General features: G+C 71.6%; 20 protein-coding genes. 12 read left to right on the plus strand and 8 right to left on the minus strand.

All coding sequences use genetic code 11. The annotated features are described in order from the left end of the window. Positions 1-69: 69 nt before the first annotated feature. From ACF07S_RS29495 to ACF07S_RS29510, 4 genes are all read right to left on the minus strand, one after another. A complete protein-coding gene (locus ACF07S_RS29495; RefSeq protein ID WP_391975586.1) occupies positions 70-1,329 on the minus strand; it encodes an McrC family protein in 1,260 nt (419 codons plus the stop codon). Next, on the minus strand, positions 1,326-3,551 hold the full coding sequence (locus ACF07S_RS29500) for an McrB family protein (protein WP_391975587.1): 2,226 nt from the start codon (positions 3,549-3,551) through the stop codon (positions 1,326-1,328). Before ACF07S_RS29500 ends, ACF07S_RS29495 begins: the two co-directional genes overlap by 4 nt. 46 nt (positions 3,552-3,597) lie before the next feature. After that, positions 3,598-4,512, minus strand: a complete 915-nt coding sequence (locus tag ACF07S_RS29505) for a helix-turn-helix transcriptional regulator (protein ID WP_391975588.1) — start codon at positions 4,510-4,512, stop codon at positions 3,598-3,600. A gap of 529 nt (positions 4,513-5,041) precedes the next feature. Beyond that, positions 5,042-5,515 (minus strand): ATP-binding protein, encoded by a 474-nt coding sequence (locus tag ACF07S_RS29510; RefSeq protein WP_391966478.1) that lies wholly within the window; start codon positions 5,513-5,515, stop codon positions 5,042-5,044. Positions 5,516-5,682: 167 nt separating this feature from the next. Here ACF07S_RS29510 and ACF07S_RS29515 point away from each other — a divergent pair, with 167 nt between their 5' ends. From ACF07S_RS29515 to tyrS, 5 genes are all read left to right on the plus strand, one after another. Further along, positions 5,683-6,543 carry a helix-turn-helix domain-containing protein gene (locus ACF07S_RS29515; protein ID WP_391975589.1) on the plus strand — a complete coding sequence of 287 codons (861 nt, stop codon included), beginning with the start codon at positions 5,683-5,685 and terminating at the stop codon, positions 6,541-6,543. Continuing rightward, on the plus strand, positions 6,540-6,740 hold the full coding sequence (locus tag ACF07S_RS29520) for a DUF397 domain-containing protein (protein ID WP_184763643.1): 201 nt from the start codon (positions 6,540-6,542) through the stop codon (positions 6,738-6,740). The genes ACF07S_RS29515 and ACF07S_RS29520 overlap by 4 nt, the downstream gene beginning before the upstream one ends. Before the next feature lie 377 nt (positions 6,741-7,117). Next, positions 7,118-8,641: a TldD/PmbA family protein gene (locus tag ACF07S_RS29525; RefSeq protein ID WP_391975590.1), complete on the plus strand. Its 1,524-nt coding sequence runs from the start codon at positions 7,118-7,120 to the stop codon at positions 8,639-8,641. After that, positions 8,638-10,032, plus strand: coding sequence for a metallopeptidase TldD-related protein (locus ACF07S_RS29530; protein ID WP_391975591.1), 1,395 nt, complete (start codon positions 8,638-8,640; stop codon positions 10,030-10,032). The genes ACF07S_RS29525 and ACF07S_RS29530 overlap by 4 nt, the downstream gene beginning before the upstream one ends. Before the next feature lie 66 nt (positions 10,033-10,098). Next, positions 10,099-11,367, plus strand: a complete 1,269-nt coding sequence (tyrS, locus tag ACF07S_RS29535; RefSeq protein WP_391975592.1) for a tyrosine--tRNA ligase — start codon at positions 10,099-10,101, stop codon at positions 11,365-11,367. A 132-nt stretch (positions 11,368-11,499) separates the two neighbouring features. On the opposite strand, the gene ACF07S_RS29540 is transcribed toward tyrS, so the two are convergent. Next, positions 11,500-11,787 (minus strand): GlsB/YeaQ/YmgE family stress response membrane protein, encoded by a 288-nt coding sequence (locus ACF07S_RS29540; protein ID WP_391975593.1) that lies wholly within the window; start codon positions 11,785-11,787, stop codon positions 11,500-11,502. A 242-nt stretch (positions 11,788-12,029) separates the two neighbouring features. Between ACF07S_RS29540 and ACF07S_RS29545 the strand changes: the two genes are divergently transcribed. Both ACF07S_RS29545 and ACF07S_RS29550 read left to right on the plus strand, forming a co-directional pair. After that, positions 12,030-12,428, plus strand: coding sequence for a DUF3099 domain-containing protein (locus ACF07S_RS29545; RefSeq protein ID WP_391966485.1), 399 nt, complete (start codon positions 12,030-12,032; stop codon positions 12,426-12,428). Between the two features lie 242 nt (positions 12,429-12,670). Next, positions 12,671-12,895 carry a hypothetical protein gene (locus tag ACF07S_RS29550; protein ID WP_391966594.1) on the plus strand — a complete coding sequence of 75 codons (225 nt, stop codon included), beginning with the start codon at positions 12,671-12,673 and terminating at the stop codon, positions 12,893-12,895. A 4-nt stretch (positions 12,896-12,899) separates the two neighbouring features. Here the strand turns inward: ACF07S_RS29550 and moaA are convergent, their stop codons facing one another. From moaA to ACF07S_RS29565, 3 genes are all read right to left on the minus strand, one after another. Further along, complete coding sequence (gene moaA / locus ACF07S_RS29555; RefSeq protein ID WP_391966486.1) at positions 12,900-13,889, minus strand: GTP 3',8-cyclase MoaA; 990 nt, start codon at positions 13,887-13,889, stop codon at positions 12,900-12,902. A gap of 158 nt (positions 13,890-14,047) precedes the next feature. Further along, a complete protein-coding gene (locus ACF07S_RS29560) occupies positions 14,048-15,676 on the minus strand; it encodes a cation acetate symporter (RefSeq protein ID WP_391966487.1) in 1,629 nt (542 codons plus the stop codon). After that, positions 15,673-16,029: a DUF485 domain-containing protein gene (locus ACF07S_RS29565; protein WP_391966488.1), complete on the minus strand. Its 357-nt coding sequence runs from the start codon at positions 16,027-16,029 to the stop codon at positions 15,673-15,675. Before ACF07S_RS29565 ends, ACF07S_RS29560 begins: the two co-directional genes overlap by 4 nt. 272 nt (positions 16,030-16,301) lie before the next feature. Between ACF07S_RS29565 and ACF07S_RS29570 the strand changes: the two genes are divergently transcribed. The 5 genes from ACF07S_RS29570 to ACF07S_RS29590 all read left to right on the plus strand — a co-directional run bounded on the left by ACF07S_RS29570 (position 16,302) and on the right by ACF07S_RS29590 (position 21,999). Further along, on the plus strand, positions 16,302-17,834 hold the full coding sequence (locus ACF07S_RS29570; RefSeq protein ID WP_391975594.1) for a S8 family serine peptidase: 1,533 nt from the start codon (positions 16,302-16,304) through the stop codon (positions 17,832-17,834). 59 nt (positions 17,835-17,893) lie between these two features. Then, on the plus strand, positions 17,894-19,420 hold the full coding sequence (locus tag ACF07S_RS29575; RefSeq protein ID WP_391966490.1) for a S8 family serine peptidase: 1,527 nt from the start codon (positions 17,894-17,896) through the stop codon (positions 19,418-19,420). Positions 19,421-19,551: 131 nt separating this feature from the next. Beyond that, on the plus strand, positions 19,552-20,559 hold the full coding sequence (locus ACF07S_RS29580; protein ID WP_391975595.1) for a CopD family protein: 1,008 nt from the start codon (positions 19,552-19,554) through the stop codon (positions 20,557-20,559). Positions 20,560-20,712: 153 nt separating this feature from the next. Next, positions 20,713-21,702 (plus strand): DEDDh family exonuclease, encoded by a 990-nt coding sequence (locus ACF07S_RS29585; RefSeq protein WP_391975596.1) that lies wholly within the window; start codon positions 20,713-20,715, stop codon positions 21,700-21,702. A gap of 63 nt (positions 21,703-21,765) precedes the next feature. Then, a complete protein-coding gene (locus ACF07S_RS29590; RefSeq protein ID WP_145825068.1) occupies positions 21,766-21,999 on the plus strand; it encodes a hypothetical protein in 234 nt (77 codons plus the stop codon). Positions 22,000-22,040 lie beyond the last annotated feature (41 nt).

A 22,040-nucleotide genomic window follows, 5' to 3' on the forward strand; every position in this document is an offset into this window, starting at 1 on the left:
CCCTCACAGCAGGCAGGTTGTGCGTACATATCCCTGAGGGTACCTACATCCGGCCCACCGTGGTCGCCTTCACAGGGTGCCGCTGCCCCGCGCGGCGTCGACCGACTCGGCGAGAGCGTCGATGTCCGCGGCCAGGTCCCGCCAGGGACGGGAGAGGTCGACGACGTGCCGCCAGATCCTCAGCCGCCCCTCCCCCACCGGCACATCCACGACCCCGGCCCTGCCGGAGGCGTAGACGAGATGCCCCTCGGCGAGACCGAGGCGTACGCAGTAGGCGGTCATCTGGTAGAGGTCGTCCCGCTGGGGCTTGGTCTTGAACTTGGCGTCGAGGACCACGGCCTGGCGGAGCGCCCCGTCCCGCGGCGACGGCAGGTAGTGCACCAGGTCCGGCTTGAGCACATGTCTGCCCGCGGTGTCGAGGGAGAAGTTCCGGTCCTGCGGCTCGGGTCTGCCGCCGACGCGGTGGCACAGCGCCTCCCCGACCGCTCGGGCCAGATAGGCCTCGAAGAGCCGCCACATGGTCACCAGCATCCCGTCCACGGCGATCTCCCGGCCGTCGCCGAGTTCGTACGAGGCACCGCGCAGGACGAGTTCCGCCAGGGCGAGGGCGTGCGCGTAGCGGGCGTTGCGCCGGTCGGGCGTCCAGCGGGAAGCGGGGGCGCCCGCGGGCAGGACGCGCACTCCGTCCAGGCGGGCGGTGAGCCGTTGGAGGGCGGCGCGCGGCGCGGGATCGATGCCGGGCATGCGGAGGAGGCGGCGGGCGGCTGCGAGGAGGAGGCGGTTCTCCGGTATGTCGGGGGTGTGGTCGTCGTAGACGACCTCCAACGGCACGGGTACGCCCGGCCGGCGGCGGAGCTGGTCCGCGTGGCGGATGCGGCCCCGGACGACGGGCAGCGTGTCGTACGTCTCCCGGTAGTCGTGCAGGACTCCGTGTTCCAGGGCACGGTCCGCGGCGGAGACGAAGGCGTGCGCGAGGGCGGGGAGGAGGTCGGGGCGCGGGTCGGCGGCGACGGGGCGCGGGTCGAACACGACACGGTCGGGGGCGTACGAGATCAGGTGCAGGAGCCGGTCGACGGGCACCTTGGGGCTGATGGTCAGCTGGACCGTGCCGTCGCCGGCACCGAGGCGTACGGAGCCCACCCTGTCCTTGGCCTTCAGTCGCCAGCGGGTGGCCGTCTCCGGATGCATCTGGAGGAGCCGGTCCTGCTCGGCGAGCGTGGCGACCTGCGCCGGGGTGAGGGTCCATACGGTCCAGCCGCCGCCCTCCGCGAGGCCGACGCGCAGGGCGGCGTCGCGGCAGTGGCGGGGCTGAGCGCGGCGGGCGGTCACTGGTTCGCGGGGTCGTCCGCGCTGTCGGCGGGGCCCGCGTCCGCGGGCGGCGGGATGTTCAGTCGTGCGCGCAGGACGGGGAGGCCGTAGACCGCCTCCACGTCGGTGCCGTCGCCCCAGTGGTGCTCGGTGAGGAGCGGGATGATCTGGGTCTTCCACAGCCGTTCGAGGGCGCCGTCTCCCGTGTGGGCGAGGTCCTGCATGAAGTACGAGGGGCCGACGCGGAAGGAACGGTCCCCGGGGCTGCCGTCGGCGAGGAGGCGGTTGATCTCGTCGAGGAGGCGGACGTGGGAGTCGTCGTACGTGTCCGGGTCCTCGCCCCGTTCCTCCGCCCGCCCGCGCAGCCAGGAGGACAGCAGTCCGGCGACCGGCGGGGTGTCGGGGTGCAGTTCCATGAAGGAGAAGCGGCGGCGCATGGCCGCGTCCATGTACGCCACCGAGCGGTCGACGGTGTTCATGGTGCCGAGGATGTACAGGTTGGGCGGGAGGCGGAAGCCCCGGCCGTCGTCGGAGCCGTACAGCAGGTGGACGCGCTCGTTGCGGTACTCCAGGAGGAAGTACAGCTCACCGAAGATCTTCGCCAGGTGCCCCCGGTTTATCTCGTCGACGACCAGGACGAACACCTCGGCCGGGCGCCGCTCCGCCTCGTCGGCGAGCTTGCGCAGCGGGCCCCGGACGAGGTCGTAGGCGAGCCCGCCGCCCGTGTCACCGTCCGGGCCGGCGCCCAGGCGCGGGCGGATGCCCTCGAAGAAGTCCTCGTAGGAGTAGGCGGGGTGGAACTGGACGAGGCGTACGTTCGTGGCGCTGGAGGCGCCGGCCAGGTGGCGGGCGAGGGCGAGCGCCGTGTACGTCTTCCCGGTGCCGGGCGGCCCGTGGAAGATCAGCTGCGGGGTGGCGCGGAGGAGTTCGACACAGTCCTGGAGCCAGGTGGTGTCGGGCATGTGGAGCGCCTCGGCCAGGTCGGCGGTGGCGTCGGGCAGGACGGCCGGGCCGGTGGGCAGCGGGGCGGTGCGCGGCATGTCGCCGATCAGGGCGAGGACGGTCTCGGCGTACTCGGTGGCCTCCAGGACCTGGGAGTCCGCGTCCTGGACCACGCTGGAGAGTCCGGAGGGGAGGTCCTCGAGGAAGTCCAGGGGCTTGTTCAGGTTCCGCCAGTCGACGGGGCGCTCCAGCCGTTCCGCGCTGTGGGCGGCAGGGCCGTCGACCACTCCGACGTACGTCTGGAAGCCGTCGGTGGACAGCACGATGTCGCCCTTGCGCATGCGGTTGAGGAAGGCGTCGAGTTCCCGGGCGATGGCCTCCCTGCGCGCGGGCCCGGTGGCGGGGAGGGCCGTTTCGACGGCCCTGCGGACACTGTCCAGGTCCCGGGCCCCCGCGGTCGGGGGCGGGAAACCGGTGTCGAGGGTGACCTTCGAGTCATCGCGCCACGGTCCCCGGACGAGGGGGACGCCGGTGGCGGCGTCCACGCCCCGGATGATCCAGAGCTGGCGGGGGGTCTCCTCGTCGGCCGCCGTCTCCTCGAGTGGTTGCTTGGCAGCCACCAGTGCCTCCCGGACGGGCATCCGCCGGTCGGGCAGGGCCCGGACGGTGTCCAGGCTGCTGCGGCCGGCGTCGAGGAGGCCTTCCTCGTCGAGCAGGGAGCGCCACTGGTCACGCTCGTGCGGCAGCAGGGGCAGTCCCGCCCCTGCCCGCCCGTCCTCGCCGAGCGCCAGGTACCAGCCCGGAGGGCGCGTGCCGCACAGCACCGTCGCCAGGACGTCGGGGTCGACGCCGAACTCCGCGGCGACCTCCTCCAGGACGACCCAGGATCCGCTGTCGGGAAGCTGTTCGAGCGCGGTCACCGCCACGGAGACCTCGCGCTGCTGCCGCTCCCACCTCCGGTAGCGCCGGCCCGCCTCCAGTGAGAAGTCGACCGGGTCGGGAAAGCGGTCGAGGGCGTCAGCACCGACCCCCGTCAGCTGCCAGCGGCGTTGAGCCCGGTACAGCCAACCCGCCCTGACGAGACTGCTCGCGTTCCTGTTCACGTAGTTCTTGAAGCGTGCGCCGGCCACAGGCAGGGAGTCAGGCATTGCCTGCGCCCAGTCGTCCCTCAGCCCCGGGTTCCGGGCGAGAACCCGTTCCCAGAGTTCCCCGAAGGCCATGCCGTCCTGGGGCGCGTCCTCCCGCAGGACGGTCGCGGCGGTGTGCAGGGCCTGGGCGACGACGGTCGTGATGCTGGGCACGGCGTCCCTTCTTCGCGGGGTACGGGGATGACGGCCGCGGCCGGGCTCAGTCCAGGCCGACCGGGGTGATCGGGGTGACCGGGCTGTCGTCGGGGCCGTTGGTCTGGACGAGCAGGAGGTCACCGACCGTGGCCTCACGCCCGAGACCTAGGCAGGAGACCGGGACCGCGCCCGGGGCCCGTGCCGTGCCGACGGGCTGGAGACGCAGCTCGCGCTCCGCGCCCTGGAAGGCGAGGACGGCCCACACCTCGTCGTGGCCGATGCGGGACACCACGCTGCTCAGCCGGTCGGTGAGGACCGCGCACACGACGGTGAGCCGCTGCTGCTCCGTCCTGGGTACGGGGATCGCCGCGATGCGCTCCAGGACGCCGGGCAGCGCCAGCGTGCCCTCCAGCAGCCGCTGGACGGTCTCCCGCTCCTCGTCCCGGCCGTCCCCGCTCTCGGCGGCGGCGAAGTGCACCAGGGGCAGGCCGTCGTCCAGGGTGCGCTGCCACTTGGGCAGCAGGAAGTCGATGGTCAGGGCCTCTTCGCGGGTGGGTGGGTGGACGTCGTCGCCCTCGCCGAACTGGGCGAGCCAGGCGTTGACGTCTCCCCAGCGCCACACCGGTGAGCGTCCGACGATCCCCTCGGGGTCCGGGAAGGGCAGCTTGTCCTGCCGCCGCTCGCCGCTCACCCACTGCTGGACGTTCTGCCGGGAACGGTCGACACGCTCCGCGATGTCGGAGACCCCGACGAGGTCGGGATCGGTGCGCAGCAGTCTCAGGGCGGGCAGGGACTTACGCAGTCGTACGACGATGCGGTGGGCCGCGTCGATCGCGTTGATCCCGCTCTCGGAGACGTCCAGAAAGTGCCTGCCCCGGTGACGGGTCAGGACCCCGTCGAAGGTGTCGTGGACGATCGCGACGGCCTTGTCGTCGTCCACCTCGATCCCGTCCACGACGAAGTGAAACTCGTACTCCATGGCGCCCCAGCCCCCCATGCGTATGCCTGTTCGCTCTTCCTGGTTCCGGTATCTGCGGCCTCTCGCTCCAGGGAACCCCCACAGACGCAAGTTTTGCCGAGCCCGACGGTGTTGTCAATTGCCAACGCCGCCGCGGAGGGCCGCACGGGGGTCGCCCGGAGGCAGCGGGCACAACTTCGCCCTGCGGGCTATTCGACGGGCCTCCTGGCTGGGATTCTTCGGCGTGCCACCCACACGGATCACCGTGCAGCCACTATCGGGGCACGGGCAGTACAGCGTGCCCCAGTGGGCCTCCGACGCGAGGGTCCACCCATCGGCGACGAGCCGCTTGAGGACCGCCCTGACCTCCTTGCTCGGATGGTCCGCCGCAGCAATCTCGCGTCCGACCACGTACGCCTCCACAAGCCTTCGCCCGTCGCAGAGCTGACCGTCAACTCGGGCAGGCCGACAACCCTACCCGGCACTACTGACATTGACCGAAATCACAACTCGGCACGTGTAGCGGGGCGTTGCGGAAGATGATCGTCAACTACGGCTGAACCGGGCGCGGATCGTCCGGGATGCGTACCGCGCACTCGGCCCACACGGTCTTCCCCGGCCCCGTCCGCCCGGCCACGCCCCAGCGGTCGGCGACGGCTTCCACCAGGAGCAGGCCTCTCCCGCCGTCGGTGTCCGCGGACGGCAGGCCCGCCGACCCGGGAATCTCCGGGTGTCCCGGGTGGGTGTCGGACACCTCGACGCGGACGAGGCCCGCGGACCGGTCGTACGTGAGCCGCAGCTCGAAGTCGCGTCCCGGGACACGGCCGTGGAGGGCCGCGTTGGAGGCGAGTTCGGCCACGACGAGGGTGACGGTGTCGGAGGCCGGGCTGCCGTACGGCAGGTGCCACAAATCGAGCCGGTGGGTGGCGAGCCTGCGGGCGAGGCGTGCGCCCCGGCGGGTGGCGGAGAAGCGCTGGGCGAACACACTTACGGTTACGGCCTCTTGGGCCCGTGGTGCTGGCATGCGGCCAGCGTTCCGGGCCGCTCCCGGCCCTCAACAGGGACGACACCCATACAGGCGTGACTGTATCGGTACACACTCTGGACTGGGTGGGTAACTCCCCGTGACCCTGGGCGGGTCGGGCGGGGTTGAGCGAGGCGTGAAAGCGCGGACACGGGAGGCACGCGGCGATGAGGGCGGACCACGGCGAAGGCGGGAACGGCGGCGCGAACGGCACGGAGGCGGAACTCTCCGACAGTCTGAAGACCTTCGGCGCGGTCCTCAAGGCCCTGCGGGAGGAATCCGGCCTGACGCAGGAGGAGTTCGCGGTGCGGGTGCGGTACTCGGCCGCGTACGTGGCCAAGATCGAGCAGGGGAAGCGGTTCCCGCCGGCGGACCTGCCGGGGCGGGCGGAGGAGGTGTTGGGGCCGGTGGCGGTCAAGGTGCTCACCGCTGCGGCGAAGAGTCTGACGCGGAGGGCGGGACTGGCGTCGTGGTTCCGGCAGTGGGCGGGGATCGAGGAGGAGGCGATCTCCTTGTATGCGTATGAGTGCCGGGCGGTTCCGGGGTTGTTGCAGCCGGAGGGGTACGCGCGGGCGGTATTCGAGCGCAATCTGCCGCCACTCTCGCAGGAGCAGATCGAGCGGCAGGTGTGCGCGAGGCTGGAGCGGCAGGAGCTTCTGACCTCGCGGCCGAACACAGCCTTCAGCTTCGTCATCGAGCAAGGCATCCTGGAGCGGTGCGTTGGGGGAACCACCGTCGCCAACGAAGTCATCGACCACCTTCTCCTCGTTGGGCAGCGGCACAACGTGGAGATCCAGGTAATGCCGCTTCGGCAAGAAGAACACTGTGGCGTCGAGGGACAGATGTACCTGGCCGAGACACCGACTCACCAGTGGATCGGGTACACCGAAGGGCAGCGATCAAGCAACCTGATCACCGCCCCGAACGACCTGAGTGTCCTCCTCCAGCGCTATGGCAAACTGCGTGCCCAGGCCCTGGACTGCCGGGCCACCGTGAGCCTGCTGGAACAGATGCGAGGAGCACTATGAGCACCACTGATCAGCTGCGCTGGTTCAAGAGCAGCTACAGCGGGGGCGAGGGTGACAACTGCGTCGAGGTCGCCATGCGCCCCGAGGTGGTCCACATCCGCGACTCCAAGGACAAGCGCATCCGTCCTCTCGTCGTCACGCCGAACGCCTGGGCGGCGTTCGCGGCACTCGCCGCCGACGCCTCTTTGGACGACTGAGGTTGCGTCGTACGTAACACCAGCGGGCGGGTACGGGAGTCGTTCTCGTGCCCGCCCGCTGGTCTGCACCCACGAGCTACTCCTGCCCGGCCTCGCCGAACATGTTGAGCATGTCGAGCTGTATGTCGCCGCCCTCAACCTCGTGCAGGCCGAACAGGCCTCCGCCCAACTGGTCGGGTGCGGACTTGCCCCGCCGCTTCCTTTTGGCCGTCGGGGCGATCGGGTGCTTCGGCGGGCCTCCGGCCGGGATGACACGGGTCAGTGGGCTGTTCCCGTCCTCCCGCTCCAGCGTTTCGAAGGGGAGAACGTGAGGAGTCAGTCATGGTTCACTGCCTCCGACGGTCACCGCAGGCAAGCGCCCGAAGGGATGTCCAGCCGTGCCCCATGACATCGATCAGTCGTTCCTGGCGCTCCCCCTGCGCGCCCTCGCCGACGCGGCCCTCGCCCGCGCGCGGGCGCTCGGGGCGGAGCACGCGGACTTCCGCCTGGAGCGGGTACGCAGCGCCTCCTGGCGGTTCCGGGACGCCCGGCCGGCCGGGTCGTCGGACACCACCGACCTCGGGTACGCGGTGCGCGTGGTGCACGGCGGGACGTGGGGGTTCGCCTCCGGGGTGGACCTGACCCTCGGCGCCGCCGCCAAGGTCGCCTCGCAGGCGGTGGCGATGGCGAAGCTGTCCGCCCAGGTGATCAGGGCGGCCGGGTCCGACGAGCGGGTGGAGCTGGCCGACGAGCCGGTGCACTCGGAGAAGACCTGGGTGTCGTCGTACGACGTCGATCCGTTCGCCGTGCCGGACGAGGAGAAGACCGGGCTGCTCGCCGAGTGGAGCGCGCGGCTGCTGGCGGCGGACGGGGTGGACCACGTCGACGCCTCGCTGCTCACGGTGCACGAGAACAAGTTCTACGCCGACACCGCCGGGACCGTGACCACCCAGCAGCGGGTGCGGCTGCACCCGGTGTTCACGGCCGTGTCCGTCGACGACTCCAGCGGGGAGTTCGACTCCATGCGCACCCTGGCGCCGCCCGTCGGCCGTGGCTGGGAGTACCTGACGGGGACCGGCTGGGACTGGGACGACGAACTGGGGCGGATCCCTGAACTGCTCGCCGAGAAGATGCGGGCGCCGAGCGTCGAGCCGGGGCTGTACGACCTGGTCGTCGACCCGTCCAACCTGTGGCTGACCATCCACGAGTCCATCGGGCACGCCACCGAGCTGGACCGCGCGCTCGGCTACGAGGCGGCGTACGCGGGGACCTCGTTCGCCACCTTCGACCTGCTGGGCAAGCTGAAGTACGGCTCCGAGTCGATGAACGTCACCGGTGACCGCACCGCCGAGCACGGGCTCGCCACCGTCGGCTACGACGACGAGGGCGTCGAGGCGCAGTCCTGGGACCTGGTGAAGGACGGCACGCTGGTCGGCTACCAGCTGGACCGGCGGATCGCGAGGCTGACGGGGTTCGAGCGGTCCAACGGGTGCGCGTTCGCGGACTCTCCCGGCCATGTGCCGGTGCAGCGCATGGCCAACGTGTCGCTGCGGCCGGACCCGGCGGGGATGTCGACGGAGGACCTGATCGGGGGCGTGGACCGGGGCGTCTACGTGGTCGGTGACCGCTCCTGGAGCATCGACATGCAGCGGTACAACTTCCAGTTCACCGGGCAGCGCTTCCACCGGATCGAGAACGGCCGGCTCGCGGGACAGCTGCGGGACGTGGCCTACCAGGCCACGACCACCGACTTCTGGGGTTCCATGGCGGCGGTCGGCGGCCCGGGGACGTACGTGCTGGGCGGTGCCTTCAACTGCGGCAAGGCTCAGCCGGGGCAGGTCGCGGCGGTCTCGCACGGCTGCCCGTCCGCGCTCTTCAAGGGAGTCAACATTCTGAACACCACCCAGGAGGCCGGTCGATGAGCGCGCCCACCAGCAAGCCGCACGAGATCGTCGAGCGCGCCCTCGAACTGTCCCGGGCCGACGGCTGCGTCGTGATCGCCGACGAGCACTCCACGGCCAATCTGCGCTGGGCGGGCAACGCGCTCACCACGAACGGGGTCACGCGCGGGCGCACGCTCACCGTCGTCGCCACGGTGGACGGCGCGCGGGGCACGGCCTCCGGGGTGGTCTCCCGTTCCGCGGTGACCGTGGACGAGCTGGAGCCGCTGGTGCGGGCCGCCGAGGCCGCCGCGCGGGGCGCGGGACCGGCCGAGGACGCCCAGCCACTGGTCACCGGGGTGCCGGTGACCCCCGAGTTCACCGAGGCGCCCGCCGAGACCTCCTCCGCCGTGTTCGCCGACTTCGCGCCGGCGCTCGGCGAGGCGTTCGCCCGCGCGCGGGCGGGCGGGCGGGAGCTGTACGGCTTCGCCCACCACGAGCTGGTCTCCAGCTACCTGGGCACCTCGGCGGGGCTGCGGCTGCGGCACGACCAGCCCAACGGCACGCTCGAGCTGAACGCCAAGTCGCCGGACCGTACGCGTTCGGCGTGGGCGGGACGCTCCACGCGGGACTTCGAGGACGTCGACCCCGGGGCGCTCGACGCCGAGCTGGCCGTGCGGCTGGGCTGGGCCGAACGGCGCCTGGAGCTGCCCGCGGGCCGCTACGAGACGCTGCTGCCGCCGACCGCCGTGGCGGATCTGCTGATCTACCAGATGTGGTCGGCCTCGGGGCGGGACGCGGCCGAGGGCCGCACGGTGTTCTCCCAGCCGGGCGGCGGCACCCGGGTCGGTGAGCGGCTCACCGAGCTGCCGCTGACCCTGCGCAGCGACCCGGACGCACCGGGGCTCCAGTCCGCGCCGTTCGTGATCGCGCACTCCTCCGGCGGCGACCGGTCGGTGTTCGACAACGGACTGCCGCTGACGGCCACGGAGTGGATCCGCGCGGGTGAGCTGAAGCACCTGACCACCAGCCGGCACAGCGCGGGACTGACCGGGCTGCCCGTGGCGCCCGGGATCGACAACCTGATCCTGGACGGGGGCGACGACCGCTCCCTGGAGGAGATGGTCGCGGCCACCGGGCGGGGGCTGCTGCTCACCTGCCTCTGGTACATCCGCGAGGTCGACCCGGCGACGCTGCTGCTCACCGGCCTGACCCGGGACGGTGTCTACCTCGTCGAGAACGGCGAGGTCACCGGGGAGGTCAACAACTTCCGGTTCAACGAGTCGCCGGTCGGCCTGCTCGGCCGGGCGGTGGAGGCGGGCCGTACGGAGAAGACGCTGCCCAGGGAGTGGAGCGACTGGTTCACCAGGGCCGCCATGCCCGCGCTGCGCATCCCCGATTTCAACATGAGCTCGGTCAGCCAGGGCGTATAACCTCGTAGGCGTTCGCGGTCGGCCGACGCCCGACCGGCTGGAAACCATCGAGGAGACACGAGAACCGTGACGGACATCGTCGACGAGCTGAAGTGGCGCGGGCTGTTCGCCCAGTCCACCGACGAGGACGCTTTGCGCAAGGCGCTCGCGGACGGTCCCGTCACGTTCTACTGCGGTTTCGACCCGACCGCGCCGTCGTTGCACGTGGGGCACCTGGTGCAGGTGCTCACCGTGCGCCGGCTCCAGCGGGCCGGGCACCGGCCGCTGGCGCTGGTCGGCGGGGCCACGGGGCAGATCGGCGACCCGCGGCCGACCGCGGAGCGCACGCTGAACGCGCCGGAGACCGTCGCGGGCTGGGTGGAGCGGCTGCGTGGCCAGATCGAGCCGTTCCTGACCTTCGAGGGCGAGAACGCGGCCGTGATGGTCGACAACCTCGACTGGACGCAGAACCTCTCCGCGATCGAGTTCCTGCGGGACATCGGCAAGCACTTCCGCGTCAACAAGATGCTGACGAAGGACTCCGTCGCCCGGCGTCTGGAGTCCTCCGAGGGCATCAGCTACACGGAGTTCAGCTACCAGCTGCTGCAGGCCATGGACTTCCTCCAGCTGTTCCGGAGGTACGGCTGCACGCTCCAGCAGGGCGGCAGCGACCAGTGGGGCAACCTCACGGCGGGTCTGGACCTGCTGCACCGGCTGGAGCCGGAGGCCTCGGTCCACGCCTTCGCGACGCCGCTGATGACCAAGGCGGACGGCACCAAGTTCGGCAAGACCGAGGGCGGGGCCGTCTGGCTCGACCCGGAGATGACGACGCCGTACGCGTTCTACCAGTTCTGGCTGAACGTGGACGACCGGGACGTCTCGGGCTACATGCGGATTCTGTCCTTCAAGTCCCGTGAGGAGCTGGAGGAGCTGGAGCGGCAGACGCGGGAGCGGCCGCAGGCCCGGGCCGCGCAGCGCGCCCTGGCCGAGGAGCTGACGACGCTGGTGCACGGCGCCGACCAGACGGCCGCCGTGATCGCCGCGTCCAAGGCCCTCTTCGGCCAGGGCGAGCTGGCGGAGCTGGACGAGAGGACGCTGGCGGCGGCGCTCTCCGAGGTGCCGCACATCCGGGTGACCGAGCTCGGTCCGGTGGTCGACCTGTTCGCCGGGGTCGGCCTGGTGGCGAGCAAGTCGGCCGCGCGGCGCACGGTGAAGGAGGGCGGTGCCTACGTGAACAACGTCAAGGTCACCGCCGAGGACGCCGTCCCCGCGAAGGAGGACCTGCTGCACGGGCGCTGGCTGGTGCTGCGCCGCGGCAAGAAGAACCTGGCGGCGGTGGAGGTCACGGCCGGCTGAGCCGGCGGGTCGCGCGGGGCGGTTTCCGGTGCGCGCCGGAGGCCGCCCCTGCGCCGGGCGCCGCCGTCGACGGTGGCGCGCCGTGCGGGATCAGGGCCGTACCGTGCGGTGTCAGGGCCGTGCACCGTGCGGTCAGACCCGTTGATGCCGCTGGGTCCCCTTGCGCTTCATCGCGGTGTAGAGCATGTCCACGAAGAAGACGATCACGATCGCCGCGACCAGCTGGAAGATGTGCCGGCTCCAGTCGATGCCGCGCGTCTCCTCCACGCCGAAGCCCCGCGCCACGGCATTGCCCGCGATGGCGCCGAGGATGCCGCAGATGGTGGTCAGCCACAGGGGACTGTGCTGCTTGCCCGGGATCACCGCCTTGGCGATCAGACCGAGCACGAGTCCCACGATGATCGCCCACAACCAGCCCATGACTGCCTCCTCGTACGGCTTGACGCGAGCATTACGGCCAGTGTCGGCCGAGACGCCCTGTGCCGCATGTCGGGGACTGCCGTACACGCCCCGGCACAGGGGGTGCGCCGGGGCCGGGGCCGACCCGGCCTCGTGACGGGCGGGGGCGCGGCGTACCGTGGAGGTGTCCGGGCCCGTGTCCCCGACGCAGCCGCGGACGGTCAGGGACGGGCAGGTCCGATGCGGGCGGATGGTGGAATGTGATGCGGAAGCAGCATGGCGGCGGCAGCGCCCAGGTGTTCCGGATCACCGGCGCCCGGGCGGGACTCCAGGAGGACGTGCGCCGCCGTCAGCGCCGGTACGTCATCTCGATGCTCGTCCGTACCATCTCGGTCATCCTCGCGGCGACACTGTGGAATGTGGAGCGGCACGTCGCGGTCGTGGCGCTGGTGCTCGGAGTGGTGCTGCCGTACATCGCGGTGGTGATCGCCAACGCCGGGCGGGAGAACACGCCGTCCCTGCCGTCGACCTTCGTGACGGCGCCGATGAGGCCGATGATCGAGCCGTCGCGGACGGATGACGGTTCCACGGAATCCGATGCGGAAGACGGGGCGCCACAGCCGGTGCCGGACGCACGGACGGAGCGGCCGGAAGGGCCGTGAGGATCGGGGCATGGGGAAAACCGCGTCAAGCGGAAGGCATTTCCCCGCCAAGCTGAGGAAAAGCTGAGATCAATCATGTTGTTCCGGTGCCGGGCGCGGGGTGCTCCGTGACATACTTCGTACGCGCTCCGCATCCCCCGTCGGAGCGACGGACCGACGCCGGGCAGCTCCCCCCGTGGCTGCTCGGCGTCGCCCTTTTCTGGGGTTCGACCTGCGGAAACCGGGTTAGGGTCGGCGGTGTGATGGTCCCTGATCCCGAGACGCCGATCTGTTCCGCCAAGGGTTGCCGTGCCGCTGCCGTGTGGGTACTGGCCTGGAACAATCCGACGATCCACACGCCGGAGCGCCGTAAGACCTGGCTCGCGTGCGAGGAGCACCGCGAGCACCTGTCGCAGTTCCTCGGGGTGCGCGGATTCCTGAAAGAGGTCGTCCGGTTCGAGGAGTGGGAAGCGCCCGGGGGCGCTTAGCCCTTCAGCCCCCGATGGCGGACATCGGGCGGTCCGGCTGGACGAAGGACGGGTCGTCCAGGCCCGCGCCCGCCTTCTTGCCCCACATGGCCAGCTTCCAGATACGGGCGATCTCCTCGTCGGGGGCGCCGGAGCGCAGGGCCGCCCGCAGGTCCGTCTCCTCGGTGGCGAACAGACAGGTGCGCACCTGTCCGTCGGCGGTGAGACGGGTGCGGTCGCAGGCGCGGCAGAAGGGGCGGGTGACGGAGGCGATGACCCCGACCCGGTGCGGGCCGCCGTCGACCAGCCAGCGCTCGGCCGGTGCGGAGCCGCGCGCCGCGTCACCCTCCTCGGTGAGCTCGAAACGGGTGCGCAGGGAGGCCAGGATGTCCCCGGCGGTGATCATGCCCTCGCGCTTCCAGCCGTGCTGGGCGTCCAGGGGCATCTGCTCGATGAAGCGCAGTTCGTAATCGTGCTCGACGGCCCAGGCGAGCAGGTCGGGGGCCTCGTCGTCGTTGAGCCCCGGCATCAGGACCGAGTTGACCTTCACCGGGGTCAGTCCGGCCTCGCGGGCCGCGTACAGGCCGTCGACGACGTCCCGGTGGCGGTCGCGGCGGGTGAGGGTCCTGAAGACGTCCGGGCGCAGCGTGTCGAGGGAGACGTTGACCCGGTCCAGGCCCGCGGCCTTCAGGGCGGGCGCGATGCGCCGCAGCCCGATACCGTTGGTGGTGAGGGACATCTGCGGACGGGGCTCCAGGGCGGCGACCCGCTCGACGATGCCGGTCAGGCCGGGGCGGAGCAGGGGCTCACCGCCGGTGAAGCGGACCTCCCGGACACCGAGGGAGGTGGCGGCGACGCCGATGAGGCGGACGATCTCGTCGTCGGTGAGCAGGTCGGGCTTGGCCAGCCACTGCAGTCCCTCCTCGGGCATGCAGTAGGTGCAGCGCAGATTGCACCGGTCGGTCAGCGAGACCCTCAGGTCGGTGGCCACCCGGCCGTAGGTGTCGATGAGCACGTAACCCCCCCCCTCCCTGGACACGGACTCGTGTCCGAATACCAGCGAGCCTACGTGACACCACCGACAACCCACAGCGACTCGGTGTGACGAGATGACGAACGGCCGCGTCGCGGAGACCTCCAGGGTCCGGGCGACGCGGCCGTGCGGGGTGCGGATCAGTGGGCGCCGGTGCCGGTCAGGGACCGGACCTCCAGCTCCGCGTACTTCTTGGCGTCGGGCTCCTCCTTGGACAGGACCGTGCCGAGCCAGCCCATCGCGAAGCCGAACGGGATGGAGATGATGCCCGGGTTCTTCAGCGGGAACCAGGCGAAGTCGACGTCCGGGAACATCGCCTTGGGGTCGCCGGAGACCACGGGCGAGAACAGCACCAGGCCGACGGCGACGACCAGACCGCCGTAGATCGACCACAGCGCGCCCTGGGTGGTGAACCGCTTCCAGAACAGGCTGTAGAGGATGGTCGGCAGGTTGGCGGAGGCGGCGACCGCGAAGGCCAGCGCGACCAGGCCGGCCACGTTGAGGTCGCGGGCGAGGGCGCCCAGGCCGATGGAGACGACGCCGATGAGGACGGTCGCCCAGCGGGCCGCCCTCATCTCCTCCTTCTCCGTGGCCTTCCCCCTGCGGATGACGTTGGCGTAGATGTCGTGCGCGAAGGAGGACGAGGAGGCGAGGGTGAGTCCGGCGACCACGGCGAGGATCGTCGCGAAGGCGACCGCCGAGATGGTGGCGAGCAGGATCGCGCCCCAGGCCGAGTCGACGCCGCCCAGGTGCAGCGCGAGCAGCGGGGCCGCCGTGTTGCCGGACGGGTTGGACGCGATGATCTCTTCCTGCGAGATGAGCGCGGCGGCGCCGAAGCCGAGCGCGATGGTCATCAGGTAGAAGCCGCCGATGATGCCGATGGCCCAGTTCACGGACTTACGGGCGGCCTTGGCGTTGGGCACCGTGTAGAAGCGGATCAGGATGTGCGGCAGGCCGGCGGTGCCGAGCACCAGGGCGATGCCGAGGGAGATGAAGTCCAGCTTGGTGGTGCCGTCGGCGCCGTACTGGAGGCCGGGCTCCAGGAAGGCGTCGCCCTTGCCGCTGTTCTCGGCGGCGCTGCCCAGCAGGTCGGAGACGTTGAAGTTGAACTTCAGCAGCACCAGGAAGGTGATCAGGACGGTGCCGCCGATGAGCAGCACGGCCTTGACCATCTGGACCCAGGTGGTGCCCTTCATGCCGCCGATGGAGACGTACACGATCATCAGGACGCCGACGAGGGCGACGATGAGGATCTTGCCGGCGTCGGAGGTGATGCCGAGCAGCAGCGAGACCAGGACGCCCGCGCCCGCCATCTGGGCCAGCAGGTAGAAGATCGACACCACGATGGTGGAGGTGCCGGCGGCGGTGCGCACGGGGCGCTGGCGCATGCGGTAGGCGAGGACGTCGCCCATGGTGTAGCGGCCGGAGTTCCGCAGCGGCTCGGCGACCAGGAGGAGGGCGACGAGCCAGGCGACCAGGAAGCCGATGGAGTACAGGAAGCCGTCGTAGCCGAAGAGGGCGATGGCGCCCGCGATGCCGAGGAAGGACGCGGCCGACATGTAGTCGCCGGAGACCGCGAGCCCGTTCTGGAAGGCGCTGAACTGGCGTCCGCCCGCGTAGAAGTCCGCGGCGTCCTTGGTCTGCCGGCCCGCCCAGATGGTGATGCCGAGGGTCGCGAGGACGAACAGCGCGAACAGCGTGATGATGAGCGGCCGGTGTTCGCTGGCCTCGTTCGCGGCGAGCTGGACGTGGGTGATCGCGGGGCTCATGCGCCGCCCTCCATACGGGTCTTGATGGCCTCGGCCCTGGGGTCGAGCTGGGCGGCGGCGTGCCGGGAGTACCACCACGCGATGACGAACGTGGTGACGAACTGCAGGACGCCGAAGACGAGGGCGACGTTGATGTTGCCGAACAGCTTGGTGCCCATGAAGCCGCCCGCGTAGTTGGACAGCAGCACGTACAGCAGGTACCAGGCGATGAAGGCGACGGTCAGCGGGAAGGCGAAGGAACGGTAGGAGCGGCGCAGTTCACCGAACTCAGCGCTCTCCTGCACCTCGGTGAACTCCTCCGGAGTGGGGAGTTTGTGTTGTTCTGACGAGGGGGGCGGTGCTTCGGCGGCCACGGAGTCTCCTCGCGGTGCGGGTTCGGGTCGGACGGGGGACGGAAGGCGAGTGTCCCCGCGCTTCCTGCCCAAGGGCACGGCGCCACGCGAGGACCGGTTCAACGGTCCGCCCTTCTTTTCCCCTGCCGTTTTCCGAAGACGTTGCCGGCAAAACATTGCTGGCCAGCGAGAGCGCGGGATAGCTTCACCCTGCACCACCCCGTCATGTACCTGCCTGAGCCTCACCACCCTGTGTTCGGGCCGGTTTCGTTTCCGGATGATGTGGAGACCCCATGGCTCATCTGCGTTCCAGACGCCGGCTCGCCCTCGCCGTGCCCGTCGTGCTGTCCCTGACCGCCTCGCTCGGCTTCCTGCCGGCGGCGGCCTCGGCGGCCCCCCGGACGGCGCCGGCCGCCGAGCGGGCGGCCGACGCGCCCAGCTTGGCGTACGTCGTCAACACCGAGGTGGACCGGCGCACGATCGCGTCGGTGAAGAGGGCGATCGCCGCGGCCGGCGGGACCGTCGTGGTCACGTACGACAGGATCGGCGTGATCGTCGTGCACTCGGCGGACCCGGCCTTCGGCGAGGAGATACGGAAGGCGCGCGGAGTGCGGTCCGCCGGCGCCACCCGCACCGCGCCGCTGACCGCCGCCGGGACGACCGACGAGGGCGCCGCCGACTACCTGACGGCCGCCGAGGCGGCACGGACGAGGGCCGCCTCCGCCGCGGCCCCCGGCAGCGAGCCGCTCGAGGCCGACCAGTGGGACCTGCGCGCGATCGGCGCCGACGAGGCCGCGAAGATCAACCCGGGCAGTGACAAGGTGACCGTCGCCGTGATCGACACCGGCGTCGACGACACCCACCCGGACCTCGCCCCGAACTTCTCCGCCGCCCAGTCGGCCAACTGCGTCGGCGGCAAGGCGGACACCAGCGAGGGTGCCTGGCGCCCGTACACCGCCGACGACTACCACGGCACGCATGTGGCCGGTGAGATCGCCGCCGCCCGCAACGGCATCGGTGTCGCCGGTGTCGCACCCGGCGTCAAGGTGGCCGGCATCAAGGTCAGCGACCCGGACAACGGGCTGTTCTACCCGGAGAACGTCGTCTGCGCCTTCGTGTTCGCCGCCGACCACGGCGTGGAGATCACGAACAACAGCTACTACGTCGACCCGTGGCTGTACAACTGCATGGACGACCCGGACCAGAAGGCGATCGTCGACGCCGTCAACCGGGCCCAGCTGTACGCGCAGAAGAAGGGCACCCTGCACCTGGCGTCGGCCGGCAACTCCAACCACGACCTGGCCTCCGACGCCATCGTCGACGACTCCAGCCCCGACGACTCCACGCCGGTGACCCGGACCATCGACCCGAGCGAGTGCTTCGACCTGCCGACCCAGCTCCCGGGCGTGGTCACGGTCAGCGCGACGGGCGTGCAGAACCTGAAGTCGTACTACTCCACCTACGGCCGGGGCGTCGTCGACATCGCCGCGCCGGGCGGCGACCGCCGCTACCAGCTGCCGGACACGCCGTCGAAGGACGGCCGCATCCTGTCCACCATGCCGAACGGCGAGTACGCCTTCCTGCAGGGCACCTCGATGGCCTCGCCGCACGCCGCCGGTGTCGCCGCGCTGCTGAAGTCCGAGTACCCGCGGGCCACCCCGGCCCAGCTGCAGGCGCTGCTGAAGGCCCAGGCGGACAACCCGGGCTGCCCCGAGTCCTACGACCAGGACGGCGACGGGGTGCAGGACGCGACGTGCGAGGGCGGCGACCGGGTCAACGGCTTCTACGGCTTCGGCGTCGTCAACGCGCTGCGCGCCGTCGACTGAGCCCCGCGGCCCGGACTTTCCGCCTGTACGCCCATCATCGTGAACGAACTGGAGACTTCATGACAGCGTCGCACCCGCGCCGCCGCCGCGCGCTCGTCCTCCCGGCCGGGATGGCCGTGGCGACGGCGCTCGCGTTCCTGCCGAACACCGCGGCCACGGCGGCGCCGGCCGCCGGCACGCCGGCCGCTGCCGCCGCCGACGCGACCTCGCTCAGCTACGTCGTCAACGTCCGGGGCGGGCACGGCGCGCCGGCCCGTGTGAAGAAGGCGATCGGCGAGGCCGGCGGCACGATCGTGACGTCGTACGACAGGATCGGCGTCATCGTCGTCCACTCGGCGAACCCGGACTTCGCGAAGGCCGTCCGGGCGGTGCGCGGGGTGCAGTCGGCCGGTGCCACCCGCACCGCGCCGCTGCCGTCGGCGGCCACCACGGACATGGGCACCCCGAAGGTGCTCAGCGCCTCCGAGGTCGCCGGCGCCGAGGCCGCCGAGGGGCAGGACCCGCTCCAGGGGCTGCAGTGGGACCTGCCCGCCATCAAGGCGGACCGGGCGCACGAGAAGTCGCTGGGCAGCTCGAAGGTGACCGTCGCCGTCATCGACACCGGCGTCGACGACACCCACCCCGACATCGCGCCCAACTTCGACCGCGCCGCGTCGGTCAACTGCGTGTCGGGCAAGCCCGACACCAGCGACGGCGCCTGGCGGCCGGGCGCGGCGGAGAGCCCGCACGGCACGCATGTCGCCGGTGAGATCGCCGCCGCCAAGAACGGCGTCGGCATGACCGGTGTGGCGCCCGGCGTGAAGGTCTCCGGCATCAAGGTGTCCAACCCGGACGGCTTCTTCTACACCGAGGCCGTGGTGTGCGGCTTCATGTGGGCGGCCGAGCACGGGGTCGACGTCACCAACAACAGCTATTACACCGACCCCTGGTACTTCAACTGCACGGACGACCCGGACCAGAAGGCGCTCGTCGAGGCCGTCACCCGGGCCTCGGCGTACGCGGAGCGCAAGGGCGCGGTCAACGTGGCCGCGGCCGGCAACGAGAACTACGACCTCGCGGCCGACGAGATCACCGACCCGGTCTCCCCCAACGACTCCACGCCCTCGGACCGGGTGGTGGACCCGTCGAAGTGCCTCGACATCCCGACCCAGTTGCCGGGTGTCGTGACGGTCGCGGCGACCGGCGCCAAGGGCCTGAAGTCGTCCTTCTCCAACTACGGCCGCGGTGTCGTCGACATCGCCGCGCCCGGCGGCGACTCGACGGCCTACCAGACGCCGGAGCCGCCCGCCACCAGCGGTCTGATCCTGGGCACGCTGCCCGGCGGCAAGTGGGGCTACATGGCGGGCACGTCGATGGCGTCCCCGCATGTCGCGGGTGTCGCCGCGCTCATCAGGTCGACGCACCCGTACGCCTCGCCGGCGTTGGTGAAGGCCCTGCTGTACGCGCAGGCCGACGCCACCGCGTGCGCGGACCCGTACGACATCGACGGCGACGGCAAGGCCGACGCGGTGTGCGAGGGCCCGAAGAACCGCAACGGCTTCTACGGCTGGGGCATGACCGACGCGCTGGACGCGGTGACGCGGTAGTTCCGCGGGAGCGGTGAGGGCCGGGGGCCGGGCGGACACGTCCGGCCCCCGCGCCGTCCGGCCGCCCCCGCGCGGCGTTCGCGGGTCACCCGTACTTGCCCGCGTCCGGGCGGCCTTGTGAGGATCCCGGGGTGATTGCGACGAAACCCCGGTCCGGGGCGAGGGGTGCGCGTCACGGCGCGCGGCGTTCGGGCGCCGGGCGGGCCGCCGCCGTGCTCGTGCTGGTGGCGCTGGCCGCGCTCATACCGCTCCTCGGCCCGTCCCCCGCGCTGCACGGCACCGGGGAGGCCGCCGCGCCCGGCACCGGCGGCACAGCCCTGCTGCGCACGGTGCTGTTCGCCGCGCTGTCCATCTCCCTGGGCGAGCTGTTCGTGCGGCGGCTGGTCCGCTCCGTGCCCGGCGCGCCGCCCGCCGTGCCCCGGAGTTGGTCCGCCGCGGCGAACTCCGCCGGTTTCCTGGCAGCCCTGTCACTCGCCTCCGTGGTGGCCACCGGCAACCTGGTTCCCGGCGGTCCCGCCGACATCGACATCGGTGGTCTCCACGAGTCCCGGGACGGCAGACTCGCCCTCCTGGAGGTCAACGCCTTCCTCGCGGCGGGCCTGTGCGCCGTGTCGGGCCGTCCCGGAACCCAGGTGTGGCCGCTGGCCGCGGTCGTGGTCGCGGAGGCCCTGCGCGCGCATCCGGCGACCGAGTACGGCCCGCTGCTCGGCTCCGGGCTGACGCTGGTGCACCTGGTGTGCGCCTCGCTGTGGGCGGGCGGTCTGCTGCAGGTGCTGCGCGTCCTGGGACGGTGGCGGGCGGCGGAGGCGGGCGGCGCGCTGCTGGGACGCTACGCGCGCGTGGCCGTCGCCCTGCTCGTCGCCGTCACCGCGACGGGGGTGTGCAGTGCGCTGCGCCGGATGCCGCCGGAGACGGTCCTGGAGCAGCTGACGGACACCGCGTACGGGCGCGTGCTGCTCGCCAAGGTGGTCCTGATGACCGGTGTCGCCGTCCTCGCCCTGTGGGCCCGGATCCGGCTGGCCCGGGCGGCCGACCCGCTGACCGCGGTCGCTCCCGCGCGGGCGGAGGTGTACGCGCTCGGCGTGGTCGTCGCGGTGTCGGGGCTGCTGACGGCGCTGCCGGTGCCGATCCGGTGGTGACCGGCTCACCGGACAACGGGGGTGCGGGCGCGGAAGCCGACGGGGTGCCGGCGGCCGCCCCGCGGTCCGGGCGGTGCCGCCGTTCGAACGGGCGGCTCGCACAGGGCACCTGAAGGGCAGGGGTGTCAGTCGTGGCCCGTATCCTCGTGAACCATGCTCGAAGACCTCACGACCGCAGCGTCCTCCCCCACCGCGTGGCCGGCCGCGTATCCGCGGGGATACGCGGTCGTCGACGTGGAGACCACGGGGCTGGCCCGCGACGACCGCATCATCTCCGCGGCCGTCTACCGGCTGGACGCCCGCGGCGAGGTCGAGGACCACTGGTACACGGTGGTCAACCCGGAGCGGGATCCGGGCCCGGTGTGGATACACGGTCTGACGAGCGAGGTGCTCGAGGGCGCGCCCCTCTTCCAGGACGTCGCCGCGGAGTTCGCGGCCCGGCTGGAGGGCCGGGTGCTCGTCGCGCACAACGCCGTCTTCGACTGGCAGATGATCGCCCGGGAGTACGCCCGCGCGCGCGGCGAGGCGCCGGTGAAGCAGCGACTGTGCACCATCGCCCTGTCCAAGGAGCTGGGACTGCCGCTGCCCAACCACAAGCTGGAGTCGCTCGCCGCGCACTTCGGCGTCGTACAGCGGCGGGCGCACCACGCGCTGGACGACGCGCGCGTGCTGGCGGAGGCGTTCCGGCCCAGTCTGCGGGCCGCGGCGGCGGGCGGCCTGCGGCTGCCGTTGCACGAGTGCCGGCCGCTGACGGAGTGGACGGACCGGCCCCGCGTCGCGCAGCACGCCGGCTACGGCGGCAACCGGGCGTCCGGTTGGCGCCCCTCCCGCAAGCGGCCCGCCTGCCCCTACCCCAACCCGGGGCGGTACGCGCCGGGCGGGCGGCTCAAGCAGGGCATGCGGGTGGCGTTCTCCGGCGACACCTCCGTCGAGCGGGACCTGCTGGAGGACCGCGCGACCGAGGCGGGCCTGCACGTCGCCACCAGCCTGTCCCGGCTGACCAGCCTCCTGGTCACCAACGATCCCGGCTCGGGCACCTCCAAGGTGGTCAAGGCCCGGCAGTACGGGACGCCGGTCGTCGACGAGGCCGCGTTCGGCCAGCTGCTCGGGGACGTGGAGCCGGCGGACCGTACGGACGGGTGATTGGCGGGCGACTCGCCCGCCGTCCGCTCGCCCGTACCGGGCCGACGGCTCACGCTGTGGCCCATGGCGACATGCGAAGTCTGCGGCAACAGTTACGGAATGACCTTCGAGGTGCACGCGCAGGGCGCGGTGCACGTCTTCGACTGCTTCTCCTGCGCGATCCACCGCATGGCCCCGATCTGCGAGCACTGCCGGGTGCAGATCATCGGCCAGGGCGTCGAGGCCGACGGTCACTGGTACTGCGGCGCCCACTGCGCCCGCGCGGAGGGAAGGGCGGGCATCGTCGACCGGGTGTGAAGGGACGTACCCCCCTCGGTGCACCCCGCGACCGAGTTGTA

Origin of the sequence: Streptomyces sp. NPDC016640, assembly GCF_043076215.1 — a bacterium.
Lineage (GTDB): Bacteria > Actinomycetota > Actinomycetes > Streptomycetales > Streptomycetaceae > Streptomyces.